At 45.2% G+C, this 16795-nt stretch carries 17 protein-coding genes, 1 riboswitch and 1 other annotated feature; of the genes, 4 read left to right on the forward strand and 13 right to left on the reverse strand.

Going from position 1 to position 16795, the window contains the following annotated elements:
• Positions 1-11: 11 nt before the first annotated feature.
• From leuS to BTR1S_RS15470, 5 genes are all read right to left on the reverse strand, one after another.
• Positions 12-2426, reverse strand: coding sequence for a leucine--tRNA ligase (gene leuS, locus BTR1S_RS15450; protein ID WP_006636110.1), 2415 nt, complete (start codon positions 2424-2426; stop codon positions 12-14).
• A 108-nt stretch (positions 2427-2534) separates the two neighbouring features.
• Positions 2535-2739: a binding site (T-box leader), on the reverse strand.
• A gap of 104 nt (positions 2740-2843) precedes the next feature.
• A complete protein-coding gene (locus tag BTR1S_RS15455) occupies positions 2844-3173 on the reverse strand; it encodes a DUF4257 domain-containing protein (RefSeq protein ID WP_141231093.1) in 330 nt (109 codons plus the stop codon).
• Between the two features lie 215 nt (positions 3174-3388).
• The gene (locus tag BTR1S_RS15460; RefSeq protein WP_029419196.1) at positions 3389-4567 is read right to left on the reverse strand and encodes an MDR family MFS transporter; all 1179 of its coding nucleotides are present in this window, start codon (positions 4565-4567) and stop codon (positions 3389-3391) included.
• Positions 4568-4695: 128 nt separating this feature from the next.
• Complete coding sequence (locus BTR1S_RS15465; protein ID WP_006636107.1) at positions 4696-5517, reverse strand: MetQ/NlpA family ABC transporter substrate-binding protein; 822 nt, start codon at positions 5515-5517, stop codon at positions 4696-4698.
• Positions 5518-5572: 55 nt separating this feature from the next.
• Positions 5573-5680: riboswitch (SAM riboswitch) on the reverse strand.
• A gap of 213 nt (positions 5681-5893) precedes the next feature.
• The gene (locus BTR1S_RS15470) at positions 5894-6511 is read right to left on the reverse strand and encodes a TetR/AcrR family transcriptional regulator (protein WP_006636106.1); all 618 of its coding nucleotides are present in this window, start codon (positions 6509-6511) and stop codon (positions 5894-5896) included.
• A 125-nt stretch (positions 6512-6636) separates the two neighbouring features.
• Between BTR1S_RS15470 and cyoE the strand changes: the two genes are divergently transcribed.
• Entirely contained in the window at positions 6637-7560 is a 924-nt protein-coding gene (gene cyoE, locus BTR1S_RS15475) for a heme o synthase (RefSeq protein WP_029419197.1), read from the forward strand.
• Positions 7561-7684: 124 nt separating this feature from the next.
• Here the strand turns inward: cyoE and BTR1S_RS15480 are convergent, their stop codons facing one another.
• The 7 genes from BTR1S_RS15480 to BTR1S_RS15505 form a co-directional block, all read right to left on the reverse strand.
• Positions 7685-9016 (reverse strand): ABC transporter permease, encoded by a 1332-nt coding sequence (locus BTR1S_RS15480; protein ID WP_029419198.1) that lies wholly within the window; start codon positions 9014-9016, stop codon positions 7685-7687.
• Complete coding sequence (locus BTR1S_RS15485) at positions 9006-9704, reverse strand: ABC transporter ATP-binding protein (protein WP_006636103.1); 699 nt, start codon at positions 9702-9704, stop codon at positions 9006-9008. The genes BTR1S_RS15480 and BTR1S_RS15485 overlap by 11 nt, the downstream gene beginning before the upstream one ends.
• A 15-nt stretch (positions 9705-9719) precedes the next feature.
• Complete coding sequence (locus tag BTR1S_RS15490) at positions 9720-10700, reverse strand: ABC transporter permease (protein WP_029419199.1); 981 nt, start codon at positions 10698-10700, stop codon at positions 9720-9722.
• Complete coding sequence (locus tag BTR1S_RS15495) at positions 10694-11572, reverse strand: ATP-binding cassette domain-containing protein (RefSeq protein WP_029419200.1); 879 nt, start codon at positions 11570-11572, stop codon at positions 10694-10696. The genes BTR1S_RS15490 and BTR1S_RS15495 overlap by 7 nt, the downstream gene beginning before the upstream one ends.
• Positions 11565-11957 carry a GntR family transcriptional regulator gene (locus BTR1S_RS15500; protein WP_006636100.1) on the reverse strand — a complete coding sequence of 131 codons (393 nt, stop codon included), beginning with the start codon at positions 11955-11957 and terminating at the stop codon, positions 11565-11567. Before BTR1S_RS15500 ends, BTR1S_RS15495 begins: the two co-directional genes overlap by 8 nt.
• A gap of 47 nt (positions 11958-12004) precedes the next feature.
• Positions 12005-12145, reverse strand: coding sequence for a hypothetical protein (locus tag BTR1S_RS22875; protein ID WP_167373788.1), 141 nt, complete (start codon positions 12143-12145; stop codon positions 12005-12007).
• 112 nt (positions 12146-12257) lie between these two features.
• On the reverse strand, positions 12258-12536 hold the full coding sequence (locus BTR1S_RS15505) for a YtzC family protein (RefSeq protein WP_006636099.1): 279 nt from the start codon (positions 12534-12536) through the stop codon (positions 12258-12260).
• A gap of 154 nt (positions 12537-12690) precedes the next feature.
• Between BTR1S_RS15505 and mnmL the strand changes: the two genes are divergently transcribed.
• From mnmL to gltP, 3 genes are all read left to right on the forward strand, one after another.
• The gene (gene mnmL / locus BTR1S_RS15510; RefSeq protein ID WP_006636098.1) at positions 12691-13659 is read left to right on the forward strand and encodes a tRNA modification radical SAM protein MnmL/YtqA; all 969 of its coding nucleotides are present in this window, start codon (positions 12691-12693) and stop codon (positions 13657-13659) included.
• Complete coding sequence (gene mnmM, locus BTR1S_RS15515; RefSeq protein ID WP_029419201.1) at positions 13656-14240, forward strand: tRNA 5-(aminomethyl)-2-thiouridylate-methyltransferase MnmM; 585 nt, start codon at positions 13656-13658, stop codon at positions 14238-14240. Before mnmL ends, mnmM begins: the two co-directional genes overlap by 4 nt.
• 183 nt (positions 14241-14423) lie before the next feature.
• Positions 14424-15674: a glutamate-aspartate/proton symporter GltP gene (gene gltP, locus BTR1S_RS15520; protein WP_029419202.1), complete on the forward strand. Its 1251-nt coding sequence runs from the start codon at positions 14424-14426 to the stop codon at positions 15672-15674.
• 40 nt (positions 15675-15714) lie between these two features.
• Here gltP and tbcS read toward each other — a convergent pair whose 3' ends face one another.
• Positions 15715-16794 (reverse strand): tetraprenyl-beta-curcumene synthase, encoded by a 1080-nt coding sequence (gene tbcS, locus BTR1S_RS15525; RefSeq protein WP_029419203.1) that lies wholly within the window; start codon positions 16792-16794, stop codon positions 15715-15717.
• Position 16795 lies beyond the last annotated feature (1 nt).

The raw sequence follows: 16795 nt of genomic DNA on the forward strand, positions 1-16795 counted from the left end.
GGGGTTTGTTTTTAGTTGGCAACAATATTGACAAGCTTGCCTGGAACGGCGATTACTTTTCTGATCGTCTTTCCTTCAATTTGTTCTTTTACTTTTTCATTGTTTTTAGCCAGCTCTTCAAGCTGCTCCTTGCCCGCGTCAGCCGGAACGTTTAATTTGGCTTTCACTTTCCCGTTTACCTGAACGACGATTTCAACTTCATCATCGACAAGCTTTTCTTCGTCATAGACAGGCCATGCTTCATACGCGATTGTGCCCTCATGGCCGAGACGGTTCCAAAGCTCTTCAGCCAGATGCGGAGCGACAGGCGAAAGCAATTTCACAAAGCCTTCCATATATTCTTTCGGAAGCTGTTCTGCTTTATAGGCTTCGTTGATGAAGACCATCAGCTGGGAAATCCCCGTATTGAAACGCAGCCCCTCGAAATGATCTGTCACTTTCATGACCGTTTCATGGTAGACGCGCTCAAGCGTTTCGCCTGCTCCTTCTGTTATCTTGCTGTTCAACTCGCCATTGTCATCGATAAACAGGCGCCATACGCGGTCAAGGAAACGGCGGGCTCCGTCAAGCCCTTTCGTAGACCAGGCGATCGAAGCATCAAGCGGCCCCATGAACATTTCATACAAACGAAGCGTGTCAGCGCCATGCGTTTCGACGATTTCATCCGGGTTGACGACATTGCCTTTTGATTTACTCATTTTTTCGTTGTTTTCGCCAAGAATCATTCCTTGGTTATAAAGCTGTTTAAATGGCTCTTTTGTCGGCACCACTCCGATATCATAAAGGAATTTATGCCAGAAGCGCGCATACAATAAGTGAAGAACGGCGTGTTCAGCGCCTCCGATATACATATCGACAGGGAGCCATTCTTTTAATTTTTCAGGTGAAGCCAGTTCATTCGGGTTTTTCGGGTCGATGTAGCGCAGGAAGTACCAGCAGCTGCCGGCCCACTGCGGCATTGTATTCGTTTCCCGTCTTCCTTTTTTGCCTGTTACAGGATCGGTGACTTCCACCCATTCTTTAATGTTGGCAAGCGGTGACTCACCAGTGCCGCTCGGTTTGATTTCAGACGTTTTCGGCAAAATAAGCGGCAGCTCCTCTTCAGGAACCGGAGTGGATGTGCCGTCTTCCCAATGGATGATCGGAATCGGTTCGCCCCAATAGCGCTGGCGGCTGAACAGCCAATCGCGGAGACGGTATGTCACTTTTTTCTCGCCTTTTCCGTTCTCTTCAAGCCACTCGATCATTTTTGCGATCGCAGCCGCTTTGTCAAGGCCGTTCAGAAAATCGGAATTCATATGCTCGCCGTCGCCTGCATACGCTTCTTTCTCAACATGTCCGCCTTTGACGACTTCTTTGATCGGGAGACCGAAAACCTTTGCGAATTCGTGGTCGCGCTCATCATGGGCGGGAACCGCCATCACCGCTCCTGTTCCATATGTAGCGAGGACATAATCCGCGATCCAGACCGGAATCTTTTCTCCGCTTGCCGGATTGATGGCATAAGCGCCGGTGAATACGCCAGTCTTTGTTTTCGCTAAATCAGTGCGCTCCAAGTCGCTCTTTGATTGCACTTCTGCAATATAGGCATTGACCGCATCCTGCTGTTCAGGAGTCGTGATTTTTTGAACCAGCTCATGCTCAGGGGCGAGTACGGCGTATGTCGCGCCAAACAGCGTATCAGGGCGCGTCGTGAAAACAGTGAATGTTTCTTCGCTGCCGTCGATTGCAAAATGAACGTGCGCACCTTCGGAACGGCCGATCCAATTGCGCTGCATTTCTTTAATGCTTTCCGGCCAGTCGAGCTCTTCAAGATCTTCCAACAAACGGTCGGCATATGCCGTAATTTTCAGCATCCATTGCTTCATCGGACGCCTTTCTACAGGATGGCCGCCGCGTTCGCTTTTTCCGTCGATGACTTCTTCATTGGCAAGAACGGTTCCGAGCGCCGGGCACCAGTTCACAGGCACTTCATCTACATAAGCGAGGCCTTTTTCATAAAGCTTTAAGAAAATCCACTGCGTCCATTTGTAGTAGTCAGGATCTGTCGTATTGACTTCCCTGTCCCAGTCGTACGAAAAGCCGAGCGCCCTGATCTGGCGGCGGAAATTCTCGATATTCTGCTTTGTAAAGACGGCAGGATCATTCCCGGTATCAAGCGCGTATTGCTCTGCCGGAAGCCCGAATGCATCCCAGCCCATCGGATGGAGGACGTCATACCCTTGCATGCGCTTCATGCGTGAGAGAATGTCTGTCGCCGTGTAGCCTTCGGGATGGCCGACATGCAGCCCCGCGCCGGAAGGATACGGAAACATATCCAAAGCATAAAATTTCGGTTTGGATTTATCTTCAAGCGTGGCAAATGTTTTGTTTTCAAGCCAATAGTCCTGCCACTTTTTTTCGATTTTTTGATGATCAAAACTCAATTGTAAAAACCTCCTTTAATATGTACGGCTGCTTGCATTCAAGTATGGACGGGACTGGCATCCTTATATTCAGATTATTCTAAAATCAAAAAAACTCTCCCATCCCAGAAAAGGGACGAGAGATTCCCGCGGTACCACCCTTGTTAGTGTACATTCATACACTCACTTGATATCTTTAACGCAGATATGCGGCAGCAGCTCGTCACTGCTGCAACTCTGAGGCGAGTTCAGAAGCGCATTTGATTGACTTACACCAGCCGTCAACTCTCTGAGACAAATTGGGCTTCCTACTGCTCCTCTTCACTGTTCTTGCCGTAACCGTAATCTTATCTGTATTTTATAGAATTCTGTTCATAAGTGCAAGCAGGTTTGTATACAATGGGAATGTGCTGAAAAAAAGGGTAAGAGTGAGGATCTTTAATCGTGTGGAGAATCATTTTGCCGTCCGGAGTTCTGTACATTTGCCTGCTGTTCTCTGACAAAGTCAAAGCTTCTTAATACAGCTTCACCGCCATAGCCTGCGATAATGGATAAAATCACGAGCTGAATTCCGGAGTCAGGTTCCGCAGATAAAACAAGCAAAATAGAGGCGACCATGCCGACAAGGATATCTTCAAAAAAGCCAAGATAGATAAATCGTTTCGTTGTTCTCGGTTTCTCAAGGCGGCCTCTTTTTTTAATGTGCCCGAGAACCCCCATAATCCCTCCAATCAAACAAGCAACCAACACTTGATGCAGCATCTTCATCACCTTCCTAAAGCCCTTAGTTTAGTCAAGCGACTTCAGGCCATCAAGCAGCCCCCCCTAGACCCTTTGCGATGATTTTCGATACTACCACAGAAAATGTGTTCTGTCTCTGAAGAAAAAAAGCTTGTTTCTTCCATTATATGTGAAGAACGCAATGATAATCTTGATTCCTTCGATTCATTTTCACATAATTACATTTACCTATTTTTTCTATATCAGTCCTGGTGAACGGAGAGCTGCTTTTCTTTTCGTTCATATAAAAACGCTGTTCCAATGCTGACCAGCAATAAAACGATCAGCACGGCCAACAATACCTGCATGCTGAAGGCATCAACAAGCATTCCGCCAAACAGAGGCCCGATCATCCTGCCGCCTGTTGCCATACTGTTGACAAATCCTTGGTAAAATCCCTCTTTCCCCCGCGGAGCGAGGCGGTTGGCAATGGTCGGAACAGCCGGCCAGACAAGCATTTCCCCGAGCGTCAGCACAATCATCGCTCCAAGGAACGCCTGGAACGATTCGGCGGCGAAGAGAATGCCGTAAGCGAATATAAAGATGACAAAACCGATAACGATTTGTTTTTTTAGAGATTTGGCGAACCGTTTCACAAATAAGCCGATGACAGGCTGTCCCAACACGATGAGGGCGCCGTTTACAGTCCACAGCAGGCTGTACTTGCCGAGGGATATGCCAAGCTCCTGGGTATGTGAAGCAATTGTTGAAGACCATTGGGAATAAGCGACCCATCCGAGAAGATAGCCCGTACATACAAGCATAAGAGCTGAAAATCTTGATTTTCCGCTTCCTGCGGCAGCATGGTCTAAAACAGTTGACTGCACTGCGGGTTCTGTGCGGATGTGTCTGAAACCGAAAAACGCGATTGCGAAAAAAACGGCGTAAAGCATCGCATTGGCGAAAAAGACGTAGGCAAAGGAAAAGGATGCGACGATTCCTCCCAGCGCAGAGCCGACCGCAACTCCGGCATTTTGCGCTACATATACGGCATTAAAAGCCTTTCTTCCGCCCTCAGGCCAAACCGATCCGGCCATTGCATAACACGCCGGAAACACAACCCCTGATCCGAAGCCGGCGATTGCCAGCAGGACAATATAAGCGAACCAGTCATGAAAAAACACAAGGCCCGAAAGACTGGCAAACGTAACGACAATTCCGAGAATAACCGATTTAAACCCGCCGATTTTATCGAACAGAAAACCGCCGCACAAATTTCCGATGACATTTGCGCCGGAGTTCAGCATCAGCACAAACCCGGCTGCAGTTAAGGATTTGCCCAAATGCTGATGAATATAGATGGTGTTCAGCGGCCACAAAAAAGAAGCCCCCGTTACATTGATAAACATCCCGATGACCAGCAGCCATAGAGTACGCGGCATTGTTTGTTCCTTCTTTCTCATTTTCATTCCTTCTAGATTCTATTCGTTTTGGCCGTTTTTTTCAATTGATTGATTTTCGGTTTTGGCATAAAAAATCCCCTTTTTAGAAAAGGGGATTTCGCATTCGGTTATTCAGTCATCCATTTCGGCTTTCCAAACCCGGCAAATTCTTTGTCGATCGTTTCTTCGAAAGCCTTGGATTCGACCGCTTCTTTTAAATCTTTGGCGAATTGTTTATCCTTGTTTTTTCCGTCCACAACGACTTGGTTGCGATAGCGGTCAGGCATGTTTTCCAGCGCCAGGGCATCCTGCAATTTCATATTGGCGGAAAGTGCGAAATTGCCCGGCACGGCTGCGATGTCAAGATCCTCCACCGCCCTTGGCAAATTGGCGGATTCAAGCTGTTTAAATGTCAGCTTTTTCGGATTGTCCGTGATATCGCGTTCAGACGCCTTTAATGTATCGATGCCGTCTTTCAGTTGAATCAGCCCTTGATCCTTTAAGGTTAAAAACGCTCTGGCCGCATTGGCCGGATCATTTGGAATCGCCACTTCCGCACCCGGCTTGATGTCTTGCAGATGTTTGTACTTGGAAGAATAGAGTCCCATCGGCGCGGTCGGCACTGAAATCAGCGCCGCCAGATTTTTGTTGTTTTCTTTATTGTAAGCTTTCATAAAAACTTCATGCTGAAACAGATTGGCGTCAAGGTCGCCTTCGCTTAACGCCGTGTTCGGCTGTACATAGTCCGTAAACTCAATCGCTTCCACTTGATAGCCTTTTTTCTCGAGCTCAGGCTTGATCGCCTTTGTGACCATATCGTAGTACGGCCCTGCGGTGGCGCCGATTTTGATCGTCTTGCCTCCATTTGCCGCGCTGTTTCCGCATGCGGCCAGAAGTCCGATCATTCCCGCCAATACAAGTGAAGACCATAGCTTTGTCCATTTCTTCATTCCGTTCTCCCCCTTAACATAAAAAAACTCTTTCAGCCCATCTGAAAGAGTTCCTCACTTATCTTTCAGAATGCGTCTGACATTCTGCTGGATTTAGCACCTTGCATATATGCAGGTTGCTGAGATTTCACAGGGCCAGTCCCTCCATCTCTCTTCATAAGCTACCTATTTGATTTTTGAATTCCTTTTATTTTACGTATGAATATTAAGATTTGCAAGAAGTTTTTTGCTTTTTCTCTTCAGCTTTTGCTTGTTGCTTTTCAACGTCACAGCGCTGTAAGGATTAAAAGCATACTCCGAAAAGTGATTGAATAGCTTATCTCTTTTAAAAAACCGCTCAAATTCCGGCATCTTATGTAAGGTTTTTTTCGTTTTTTTAATTCTCTTCCTTAATATGGGGCAGTAACATATTCCGCAATGATTTCCCATATAAATTTAGAGGCATAAGATCTTGATTTATATAATAGAATATCGCCATGCCATTTTCTAACGAAAGAATGGTCCATGCTATTTCGTCCGTTGATAGATCAGATTCGTAATTCTCACTTAACATCAATTCATTAATAGCTTTTGATATTTGTTTTACAGATTCAGTTATCATGCCGGACCATTTATGACGCACAGATTCTTCACGCATCGCATAAAGAAGAAATTCCATATTAAGCATGCTCAATGTTCGATTTTTCTGAGCGACTGAAAGGAAATATTTATCTATTGTTTCGATAAAATGTGAAAGCGATTGATGTTGCTTAATTACGTTGCGAATATTGTCCACATGCGCTTCCATTTGTTGTTCCAAAATGGTAAGAAATAGCTCTTCTTTGGAATGAAAATGAGCATAGAACGCACCCTTGCTAAATCCAGCATGTTCTGCAATTTTGTCAACAGTGGCTCCGTAAAAGCCCATTTGGGCAAAGATTTCTACCGCTGCTTCTAAAAGCAGCTTCCGTGTTTCTTTTTTTCGCTCCTCTTGGGTTAATCTTCTTCTGACCATTTGTCTTCCTCCTTTTTCACTTGACAAGCATACCACGCAGAATTAATATACCATATAGTATTTAAATTCCAACCAGTATAAAAACTGCAATTGAATGTCGATCAAAAAGGGGAAGAGGGGGCGCAATGCAGACAGAAAAAAACCTTACACAGAAAAGGGCTTTATCAACCATTTTGGCTCAAACTATTAAATCAGGGATTATTAAGTCAAATTTGATCCCGATGTTTGCCGGACTAACTTTGTCATTATATACATACAAAATCGGCCCTGTTGAGAAACTTTCGGAAATAACCTTTGCTCTAATTGGCTCAATATTAGTAATGGGAGCGGCAGGCGCTTTTAATAACTTATATGACCGGGATATCGACTGTATCATGGAGAGAACCAAAAAAAGACCTACTGTAACAGGAGAAATAAAACCTAAAACAGTATTATGGCTCGGGATCTCCATGGCAGCAACCGGAATGTCATGTCTTTTATTAACAACTCCTCTTGCAGCATTTCTAGGGTTTTTAGGTTTATTTTTTTATATTGTCCCATATACGATGTGGAGCAAGAGAAGAACAATCTATAATACAGAAGTGGGAAGCATCTCTGGAGCAATGCCGCTTTTAATTGGTTGGTCGGCTATTCATCCATACATTACACATCCTGCTGTTCTCGGTTTATTTATGATTGCGGTTATTTGGCAAATGCCGCATTTTTATTCAATCGCCATTCGTAAACACGATGAATATAAAGCTGCTAAGGTTCCAATGCTTCCCGTTGTCAAAGGCGTTAAAAGGACATATATACAAACCAATATTTATTTAATTGTTTTAACCGCAACAAGTTTTCTTCTCGGGCCATTAAGCCATGGTCTTATGTTATCAGCACTTCTTTTAAATGTTCTGTGGATTATTTTAAGCATTTTTGGTTACAAAAAGATGGAATCGGAGAAATGGGCAAAATTAATGTTTATTTATTCCCTGTTTCATATGACTGTCTTCTTTTCAACGGTAATTGCCTATTCTCTAACGGGCATTTTTTTGGAAGAAATTGATTTATAATGGTAAAAGGCTGCAACAATTTCTTCCCCATTCATCAAAACGCCAATACCCGTGTTTACAAAAAATGAATTTATATAGTCAGTTTTTAAAAAAATAAAAAGCCGGCAATCCGCCGGCTTTCAAACTACAGCTCTCTTCTTAATGCTGTCAGCACGTTCGTTCTCGTCGCTTTGACGGCCGGATTCAAGCCTGACAGAATCGCTACTCCCATACTGATAACGCTCGCGATGATGACAAGGCTCACCGGAATATAGGAGAACGTGATGCTGAACTCCTGTGCAGTTCCTTCCCCTTGGGAAACGGATGACAAAATAACCGGGAGAATCTTGTTCACCAAAAAGCTGACGCCGTATGAAATGATGATGCCGACTACAGATCCGATAAAGCCGATATAGGCGCTTTCCATTAAAAACATTTTGCGGATGACGTTCGGGCTTGCGCCGATCGCTTTCATGATTCCGATCTCCTGGGTCCGCTCCGTGACGGCCATTGTCATCGTGTTGAAAATGCCGATCGCAGAAATCAATATGGCAATCACCCCGACGAAAATCAGTCCGATTTTAAAAGCCGTAAAAAACAGATTGATGCTGTCAAGTCTTTTGGTCACTGAATCGACGTAGAAGCCTTTGTCTTCCAAATCTTTCGTAAGCTGATCGACATGTTCAAAGTTGTCCGCATAGACTGTCAGTTTTTTTTCTATATCACCGCTGTCTTTATCCGCTTTCAGAAAATCGGTAATCCCTTTTTGCATGTCATTGCTGACATAGACGCTGGAATCCCTCACCCAATCATAAGAAGGTTTTTCCATTACCCCGACAATCTTAAAGTCATACGTTTTTTCCTTACCTTTTTCTCCTGTCTTTTCATCTAACTTTGCAATCTTTAATTCTATCGTCTTACCGAGAATGTCTTTTTCATATCCTTTAGGTTGTTTTACATCATCTGGATTGTTTTCTTGCTGCTTCTCAAAGTCTTTCGCTTCTTTTTTCGTCCACAGCTGATTGCCAAAATGATAGCCGACGACGATTTCATTCGGCGATTTCGCCACGCGGCCGCGGTCCAATTTAATGTTTGCTTTCTGCTCTGCAGCCATATCAGTAAGTGTAATATAACCAATTTGCCCATTGGTCCGATTGCCAAACTTGGCTTCTACAGGCACCATCACTTTTGTACGTTCGATAACGGCTGCTACATCGCCGCGTTTCTCAAATTCTTGTAAGTCTTTCTTCTGAACAGGCTTGTCGCCTTGCCCATCCTTGCCCATGACATCGATTTTCGTGACAATCTGCTCTCTCATCAGCTGATCGGTCATCGACTTTTGCAGCCCGAAGCCGACGGAGGCGAGCACGATTAAAAACGCGCAGGCTACTGTAGTGGCAAGTATCGTCATAAACACCCGAAGGCGGTTTTTCTTCATATTTCTTCTAATAAATTTCAACTGGTCCTTAAACTTCAACAGTCTCTTCCCCTTTCTCCAAAACGCCGTCAAATAAATGGAATTTCGTATCTGCGATGGACGCCACCTCATCATCGTGGGTGATGATGATAAACGTGATGCCTCTTTCTCTGTTGAGCTGCTTGATGAATTCAAGGATTTCCTGCTCTGTTTCAGAGTCAAGACTTCCTGTCGGCTCGTCCGCCAAAATGATCGACGGGTTTAAAATCAGCGCCCGCGCGATGCTGACCCGCTGCTGCTGTCCGCCGGAAAGCTCGTTCGGAAAATGGCCGGCGTGGTTTTCAAGACCGACCCTGTGCAGCATTTCTGTGACTTTTTGTTTCCGCTCTGACGGATGGACGCCTTTTAATGTCAGGGGCAGCTCAATATTTTCAAATGTCGTCAAGCTCGGAATCAGCTGAAAGCTTTGAAAGATAAAGCCGAAATTCTCAAGCCGGAATTTCGCCCACTCCTTTTCGCTGAATCCCGTCACATCCGTACCGCCGATAACGATCTTTCCTTTCGTCGGCGCGATATAGCCGGAAATCAAATTTAACAGCGTCGATTTCCCCGAGCCGCTCCGCCCGACGATGCAGGCGATTTCCCCTTTCTCGACGGTAAGTGAGACATCCTTCAATACCTTGATTTCATTTTCCCTACCCTTTTTTCCGATTTTGAATGAATGGTGAATATGTTGAATGTCGATCATGTTCTCTCTCCTTTACTAATGCTTCATTTTTTTATAAATGGCAAAATAGCTGATGAAAAAGCCGATTACCGCGCCCAGAATCATGCCGAGCACATATCCTATCATTGACTCGCTGGCGCCGTATCCAAAATATCCAAATGAGAGAATACTGGCGATAATGACAAATATGTGAATCGGCCGATCAAGCTGTTTCCATAAGAAAAAGCTGCCGCTTCGCTCGCTCGGATGTTTCACAAAGCTGATATATCCGATAACATAAAACAAAATGCCCATAGCAGCCGGAATCAGCAAAATATATTTTGAATCCGTGACCCACACCGGATTGACATAAATAATCGGAATCATATACTGAAAAATTTGAGAATCAATAATTGGCAATTGATCCCAAAACAGCTCCCTTCCTATAATGGCTCTGAGATTTAGAGCAGGTATAACCACAATTAAAAAAGGCAAAATCGTAACCGTAAAAGATGTTAAAAGCTGCGCAAACAGATTGCCTGTCAGCGCTCCTGCGGCCATGACAAGAGAATACGCCATCAAACTGATGATCATTGAACCAATCATAAAGTGGTCGAAAAACTCGACGCTGCCGGGCTTGAGAAGGATGATCAACAGTTTTGACAACAGGTAGCCAAGCAGCTGGGCGCCTACTAAAACCGTTCCGCCCATCCAAAATTTCGTATGAAACACCTGGCCTCTGGAATACGGCAAGCTTAATGTAAAATCCAGCAGCCCTCTGCTTCGCTCAAGCCCCAGCTGGGCTACGGCCAAAAAAACGCCGGGCGCCCAGAAAAACTGAAGCGAGCCGCCAGATTGATAATTCAGATAAAATTGGCAATCTCTAGGATTCCAATTGTCATTATTCAAACATCCCTGATAGGAAAAGTATTCACTTATAATTGAAAGAGGAGTGCTTAAAAACAAAAGAAAAAAAATCGCCAGTAACAAAGCTTGATGCTGTTTCCATTCTTTATAAATCAGCCCGCGGTCTACCATCTTCGCTTCCCTCCAAACTTCGCGATGAATACTTCCTCAAGGCTGACAGGAAGCTCGTTCCATACCTTGGGAGACAAACTTTTAAGAAACTGCCTGCTGACATCGTCTTGTTTCGGAATCAGCACGGTGTAAAACACGCCTGAATGATCTAAAACAGGTATTTCTCTCTCCCTGATTTTCAAATTGACATCTTCTTCAAACACCATTTGAATTTTCATAAAGTCTTCTTTCAGATCGTCAAGATCCATGACATTCGACAATGTATTGTCTTCGAGAAAACCGATCCGGTTGCACATCCGCTCAATATCTTCGAGCCTGTGGGATGTGATTAGAATGGTCGTATTGTGTTCAGCCACTTCATCGACCATCAGCTGCAAAACGTCATGCCTTGTGACCGCATCGATGCCGTCTGTCGGTTCATCAAGCAATATGACGGCCGGACGGATGGCGAACGAAAGAATGAGTGACAGTTGCTTTTTTAATCCTGTCGACAGCTCGCGGTATTTTTTTGTTTCTGAAATCCCGTAGCGGTTCATTAGTTCGTCCGCATATGTCACATCAAAGTCTGGATATATGTTGTGCAAAATGGAAACGAGCTGCTTATAATTGTATTTTTCAAAATAAGGATTTTGGACCGGCATATACACAATATTGCGCTTCACCAGCGGATGGTCCTTAATATTGACATTGTCAAATAAAATCTCTCCATGATCAGGCAGAAGAATCTGCTGGATGAGGCGCAGGAGCGTCGTTTTCCCGGAACCGTTTCTGCCGAGCAGTCCGAAAATTTCTCCTTCTTCCAGTTTTAACGAAACATCCTTGAGCACTTCTTTTCCATCAATCGTTTTGGACACATGCTTCAGCTCAATCATCCGCATCTCCTCCTTTCACCTCGTCGCTGATTTCCGCCATCCATTCCTGCAGCTTTTTGATGTCAATTCCGGCGTAATGCGCATCGATGATCAGCTGCTTCAACTGCTCTTTAATCATCGTGATCTTCCCTTCATCAAGCGTGACTTTTGCATTTTCTGAAATGTAGGTTCCTCTTCCCCGCAAAGTTTCGATAATCCCTTCGCGTTCAAGCTCCTTATAGGCTTTGCTGACTGTATTCGGGTTTGCAATGATAATGGTTGCAAGCTCTCGGACAGAAGGAAGCTTATCACCGGGTTTCATTATTCCTTTTAAGCAAAGCTCTTTCATCTGCTGAATGATCTGCTCATAGATCGGTGTCGAGCTTCTCGGATCGATTTGGATCATCTATCTCCCTTCTTTCTCATTCAATCTCTTCAATTAATGGGGCATCTTTAAATCTTCAGAAAAAACGCGCTCCCCATATTTTCCTGAAGCATAAAACCAAGCGTTGCAAGAGCAAACAAGAAAGAGCAGGCGATGACAAACGCCAGTACAACCATTGGCTTCTTTGCTTTTTTATATTTATCACTCATGAAAGAAAGCTCCTTTCAACTTGTGTATGAATTGTATTACTTGATGTAGTACACTTAATACAATAATTACACACAAGCGATTTGTCAACAATTTTTTCAAAAAAAAGACCCTTTAAAAGGGCCTTTCATACGATCTCTGCAGAATCATATTATTTTGAAGGGCTTGCAGCTGAAGTCTTTTGCGGTAAATTTCCTCTCTTTGCTGCGGATTGGCAAACAATGAGAGCTTATTCAAATCATTGACCGCATTTTCAAGCATCAGCTGCGCGTTGCTGAACTCTGTCTCATTGTAATGTTCCTGCCTGCTTGCAGTTTCAAATTGAGATAAAGCAAATTCATAAGCATCTTCGCTTCTTTGGATGTGTTCTCCGACGGATTGTCTTGTAGCCAAAGAAAACCCCTCCTTAATGGAAATATTCCATCGTGTTTAGTTTTGCCCTATCCGCCCATGATCAATAAAGAAAATAATGGAGAAATGGATTTGTTCTCATCCGCATTATTTGCTACAATTTTAGGATGCCACCTACTACAAGGAGGAGCCTGATTTGCATCAGAACAACCCTTTTCCATATACGAACAGTGAAAAACGTTATCATACATGGAATTATCATTTAAGACAACATTTCGGACACAAAGTCTTCAAGGTTGCCCTTGACGGCGGCTTTGACTGCCCGAACCGCGACGGAACAGTCGCGCACGGGGGATGCACATTTTGCAGCGCGGCCGGAAGCGGCGATTTTGCCGGAAACCGCGCCGATGATCTGATTACCCAATTTCATGAAGTGCGCGACCGGATGCATGAAAAATGGAAAGACGGCAAATATATGGCCTATTTCCAGGCTTTCACGAATACACACGCACCTGTAGACGTTCTCCGCGAAAAATATGAAACCGTCCTCGGCCTTGACGGGGTTGTCGGACTCTCGATCGCGACACGGCCTGATTGTCTGCCCGATGATGTCGTCGAATACCTTGCCGAGCTGAATGAGCGGACATACCTTTGGGTGGAGCTCGGCCTGCAAACGGTTCATGAACGGACGGCCGCCCTAATCAACCGTGCGCATGATTATGACTGCTATGTCGAAGGTGTAAACAAGCTGAGAAAGCATGGCATCCGGGTCTGCTCCCATATCATTAACGGTCTGCCGCTGGAAGACTACGACATGATGATGGAAACGGCTAAAGCCGTTGCCGATTTAGATGTACAGGGAATCAAAATCCACTTGCTGCACCTTTTAAAGGGAACGCCGATGGTCAAGCAGTATGAAAAAGGCAAGCTGGCGTTTCTTTCCCAGGATGAGTATGTCAAGCTCGTCTGCGACCAGCTTGAAATTTTGCCGCCTGAGATGATCATCCATAGAATCACCGGCGACGGACCCATCGAGTTAATGGTCGGACCGATGTGGAGCGTCAATAAATGGGAAGTGTTAAACGCCATTAACGGCGAGCTTGAAATGCGCGGCAGCTATCAGGGAAAATGGTTTAAAAACACGAAAGAGGAAGCCCTGTCATGAAGCTGAAAAAAATCCTTCCATATGCAAAAGAACTGCTGAAAACGGCTGCTGGGGAAGGCGACATCGTCATCGATGCGACAATGGGAAACGGGCATGACACATTCTTTTTGACCGAGCTGGTCGGAGAGAGCGGCCACGTCTATGCTTTTGACATTCAGGAAGCGGCTCTTTTAAATACGGCCGAAAGGCTTGGAAACGAGTATAAAGACCGGGTGACATTGATTCAAAAAAGCCATGGTGAGCTCATCGCTTCGCTTCCTAAAGGCGTCTCAGGCAAGGTGGCGGCAGCCGTGTTTAACCTCGGGTATCTTCCGGGAGGAGACAAATCGGTGACGACAAAAAGCGAGTCCACCATCGCCAGCATCAAGCAGCTGCTCAACATCCTGAAAGATGAGGGATTGATCGTGCTGGTCGTCTACCACGGCCATCCCGAAGGAAAACGGGAAAAGGACGCCCTTCTCGAATTTTGCGCATCGCTCGACCAGGAGACGGCCCGGGTCCTCTGTTACCAATATTTGAACCAGCGAAACGATCCGCCGTTTATCATTGCGATCGAAAAGAAAGAAGCGGCCCAAAAGTGACAGCCTGAAAATCCTCCGTTTGGAGGATTTTTTTCATTCAAACATAATGTAAGCGATATCAAAATAAAATATGAAACACTTTTTATTTCGGAATTTTCCAAAAAAACCTCAAAAAAATGGAGGTGGTTTTGCTCTTTGTCACGAAATTGTTGAAATCACATGTAAAAATACGGAGGGATTCGCTTGAAAAAATTTATCGCCTATCAAATTTTGATCGCACTCGCCATTGGAGCAGTTATCGGACACTTTTTCCCTGATTTCGGAATGGCGCTGCGCCCCGTCGGAGACGGATTTATCCGTTTGATCAAAATGATCGTCGTTCCGATCGTTTTTTCTACAATCGTCATCGGAGCGGCCGGAAGCGGAAGCATGAAAAAAATGGGCAGCCTCGGCATCAAGACGATTATTTGGTTTGAAGTGATTACGACCATCGTGCTCGGACTCGGGCTGCTGTTGGCCAATGTGTTAAAGCCAGGCATCGGCCTTGACCTCTCCCATTTGGCCAAAAAAGATATCGACGAGCTCTCGGGCTACACGGAAAAAGTAGTCGACCTTAAACAAATGATCCTCGATATTATACCTACCAACATCGTTGACGTCATGGCCAGAAACGATTTGCTTGCCGTGATCTTCTTTGCGATATTGTTCGGCGTCGCAGCTGCCGGGATCGGCAAAGCCTCAGAACCTGTCATGAAATTTTTTGAATCTGTTGCCAATATCATGTTCAAGCTGACGCAGATGGTAATGGTCACAGCCCCTATCGGCGTGCTTGCCCTTATGGCCGCATCTGTCGGCCAATACGGCATCGAGCTTCTGCTTCCTATGTTAAAATTGGTCGGCACCGTCTTTCTCGGACTGTTTATCGTTCTTTTTGTGTTGTTTCCGCTCGTCGGTCTTATTTTTAAAATTAAATATTTCGAAGTTCTGAAAATGATTTGGGATTTGTTCCTGATCGCGTTTTCCACGACGAGCACGGAAACGGTGCTGCCGCAGCTGATGGACCGCATGGAGAAATACGGCTGTCCGAAACGGGTCGTTTCCTTCGTTGTTCCATCAGGCTTATCGCTGAATTGCGACGGCTCCAGCCTGTATTTGTCGGTCGCCTGTATCTTTTTGGCGCAGGCTTTCAATATAGACATGAGCATTTCGCAGCAATTGCTCATGATGCTCGTGCTTGTGATGACAAGCAAAGGGATCGCCGCCGTGCCATCGGGATCGCTCGTCGTCCTTCTGGCTACCGCCAACGCAGTCGGCCTTCCCGCCGAAGGAGTCGCGATTATCGCAGGTGTGGACCGCGTCATGGACATGGCGCGAACCGGCGTTAACGTCCCGGGTCATGCTGTCGCCTGCATCGTTGTTTCAAAATGGGAAAAAAGCTTCCGGTATAATGAGCGCTTTGTGCTTGAAAAACAATACCGGACGGAAAGCTTATAAACGACAAAGGCTCAAACCGATCATCGGTTTGAGCTTTTCTTTACGAGCTTTTCATCCATGGCATTTTTTGAATTTTGCGGTATGCCCTGCCGTTAATATAGAAAAAGAAAGACGTTTTGCCGCTCGCTTTGATCAGTTTTTTCGCAAGCCGGCCGATTTCCTTCTGGCCTGCTACTTTATCATCAGACAAATAAACGCCCAACAGGCCCCTGTTGATCAGGCGGTGAAAATTTTCATGCGGAATGCCGCGCAAATGCTTATCCGCCATTTCAATAAAATATTCAAGCCTTTCCATCATTTCTGAATGTGATGAATAATAGGTGCAAAAATTCAAATCGCCTCCGATTAAATCTTCCTCTTGATCAATCAGATAATCAAGCAGGATGTGCAGTCCCTGTATGTACGGAAAATAGCTGTCACGGATTTTTCCGGCCATCGATTCGGTAAAATCCGGCCGAACCGAATAAGATACCAAACAAAAAATACCGAGCGTCGAACCTGCACACGCTGAAAATTCATACCATTCCATTTCAGGCAAAGCGGATTTATATTTGTTAAACCAGGCTTCAAGGCGCGGCACCCGTTCGTGCTCAATGACATGTTTATGAACTTGGAGATCGCAGTAGTAGCTGCAAAGCTCAAGCAGATGTTCCTTGATCAAGCCGTAGTTTTCAATATCAGCCAGAACATTCTGGCAGGTTTTGACTAATTCGTGCAAGTAGCCGCCATCTTCTTGATCCTCTCTGAACTGGTAATAGTTTTTCAGGTCCGCTCCCACAGTTAGAGCGTCTTTCATTGACTGGTGAAGCATGGCGAAATCGTCCGGGTCAAGTGAGGTGCTGCGGTCGCATAAATTATCAAGATAGTCGCTTATCGTCTGATATGCGGTAATAAACCGGATCGACTGCTCTATCTGATCTCCGGACAATAGCGCCAATATGCCGCCTCCTTCACAGTGGAAGGTCTTCTGTCTGATGCTTGCCGTCGCCTGCAGCTTCAGCTCGGAATTTTTAATGTTTTCTGCCTTGGTCCGCCATTTGTCTAATTCCTGATGGACCAGTGGAAAAACCTCTCTGTATACTTTTGCCATTAATCCCAACGGATGCTCCGGTACTGACAAA

It is taken from the genome of Bacillus sonorensis NBRC 101234 = KCTC 13918 (assembly GCF_001592005.1).
Classification (GTDB): Bacteria; Bacillota; Bacilli; order Bacillales; family Bacillaceae; genus Bacillus; species Bacillus sonorensis.

Excerpts from the sequence above, each read along its gene's own strand:
- BTR1S_RS15455 (WP_141231093.1), bottom strand. The coding sequence starts at position 3,173 with ATGAAGATGCTGCATCAAGTGTTGGTTGCTTGTTTGATTGGAGGGATT.
- BTR1S_RS15460 (WP_029419196.1), bottom strand. The coding sequence starts at position 4,567 with ATGCCGCGTACTCTATGGCTGCTGGTCATCGGGATGTTTATCAATGTA.
- BTR1S_RS15465 (WP_006636107.1), bottom strand. The coding sequence starts at position 5,517 with ATGAAGAAATGGACAAAGCTATGGTCTTCACTTGTATTGGCGGGAATG.
- BTR1S_RS15470 (WP_006636106.1), bottom strand. The coding sequence starts at position 6,511 with ATGGTCAGAAGAAGATTAACCCAAGAGGAGCGAAAAAAAGAAACACGG.
- cyoE (WP_029419197.1), top strand. The coding sequence starts at position 6,637 with ATGCAGACAGAAAAAAACCTTACACAGAAAAGGGCTTTATCAACCATT.
- BTR1S_RS15485 (WP_006636103.1), bottom strand. The coding sequence starts at position 9,704 with ATGATCGACATTCAACATATTCACCATTCATTCAAAATCGGAAAAAAG.
- BTR1S_RS15490 (WP_029419199.1), bottom strand. The coding sequence starts at position 10,700 with ATGGTAGACCGCGGGCTGATTTATAAAGAATGGAAACAGCATCAAGCT.
- BTR1S_RS15495 (WP_029419200.1), bottom strand. The coding sequence starts at position 11,572 with ATGATTGAGCTGAAGCATGTGTCCAAAACGATTGATGGAAAAGAAGTG.
- BTR1S_RS15500 (WP_006636100.1), bottom strand. The coding sequence starts at position 11,957 with ATGATCCAAATCGATCCGAGAAGCTCGACACCGATCTATGAGCAGATC.
- BTR1S_RS22875 (WP_167373788.1), bottom strand. The coding sequence starts at position 12,145 with ATGAGTGATAAATATAAAAAAGCAAAGAAGCCAATGGTTGTACTGGCG.
- mnmM (WP_029419201.1), top strand. The coding sequence starts at position 13,656 with ATGAAGCTGAAAAAAATCCTTCCATATGCAAAAGAACTGCTGAAAACG.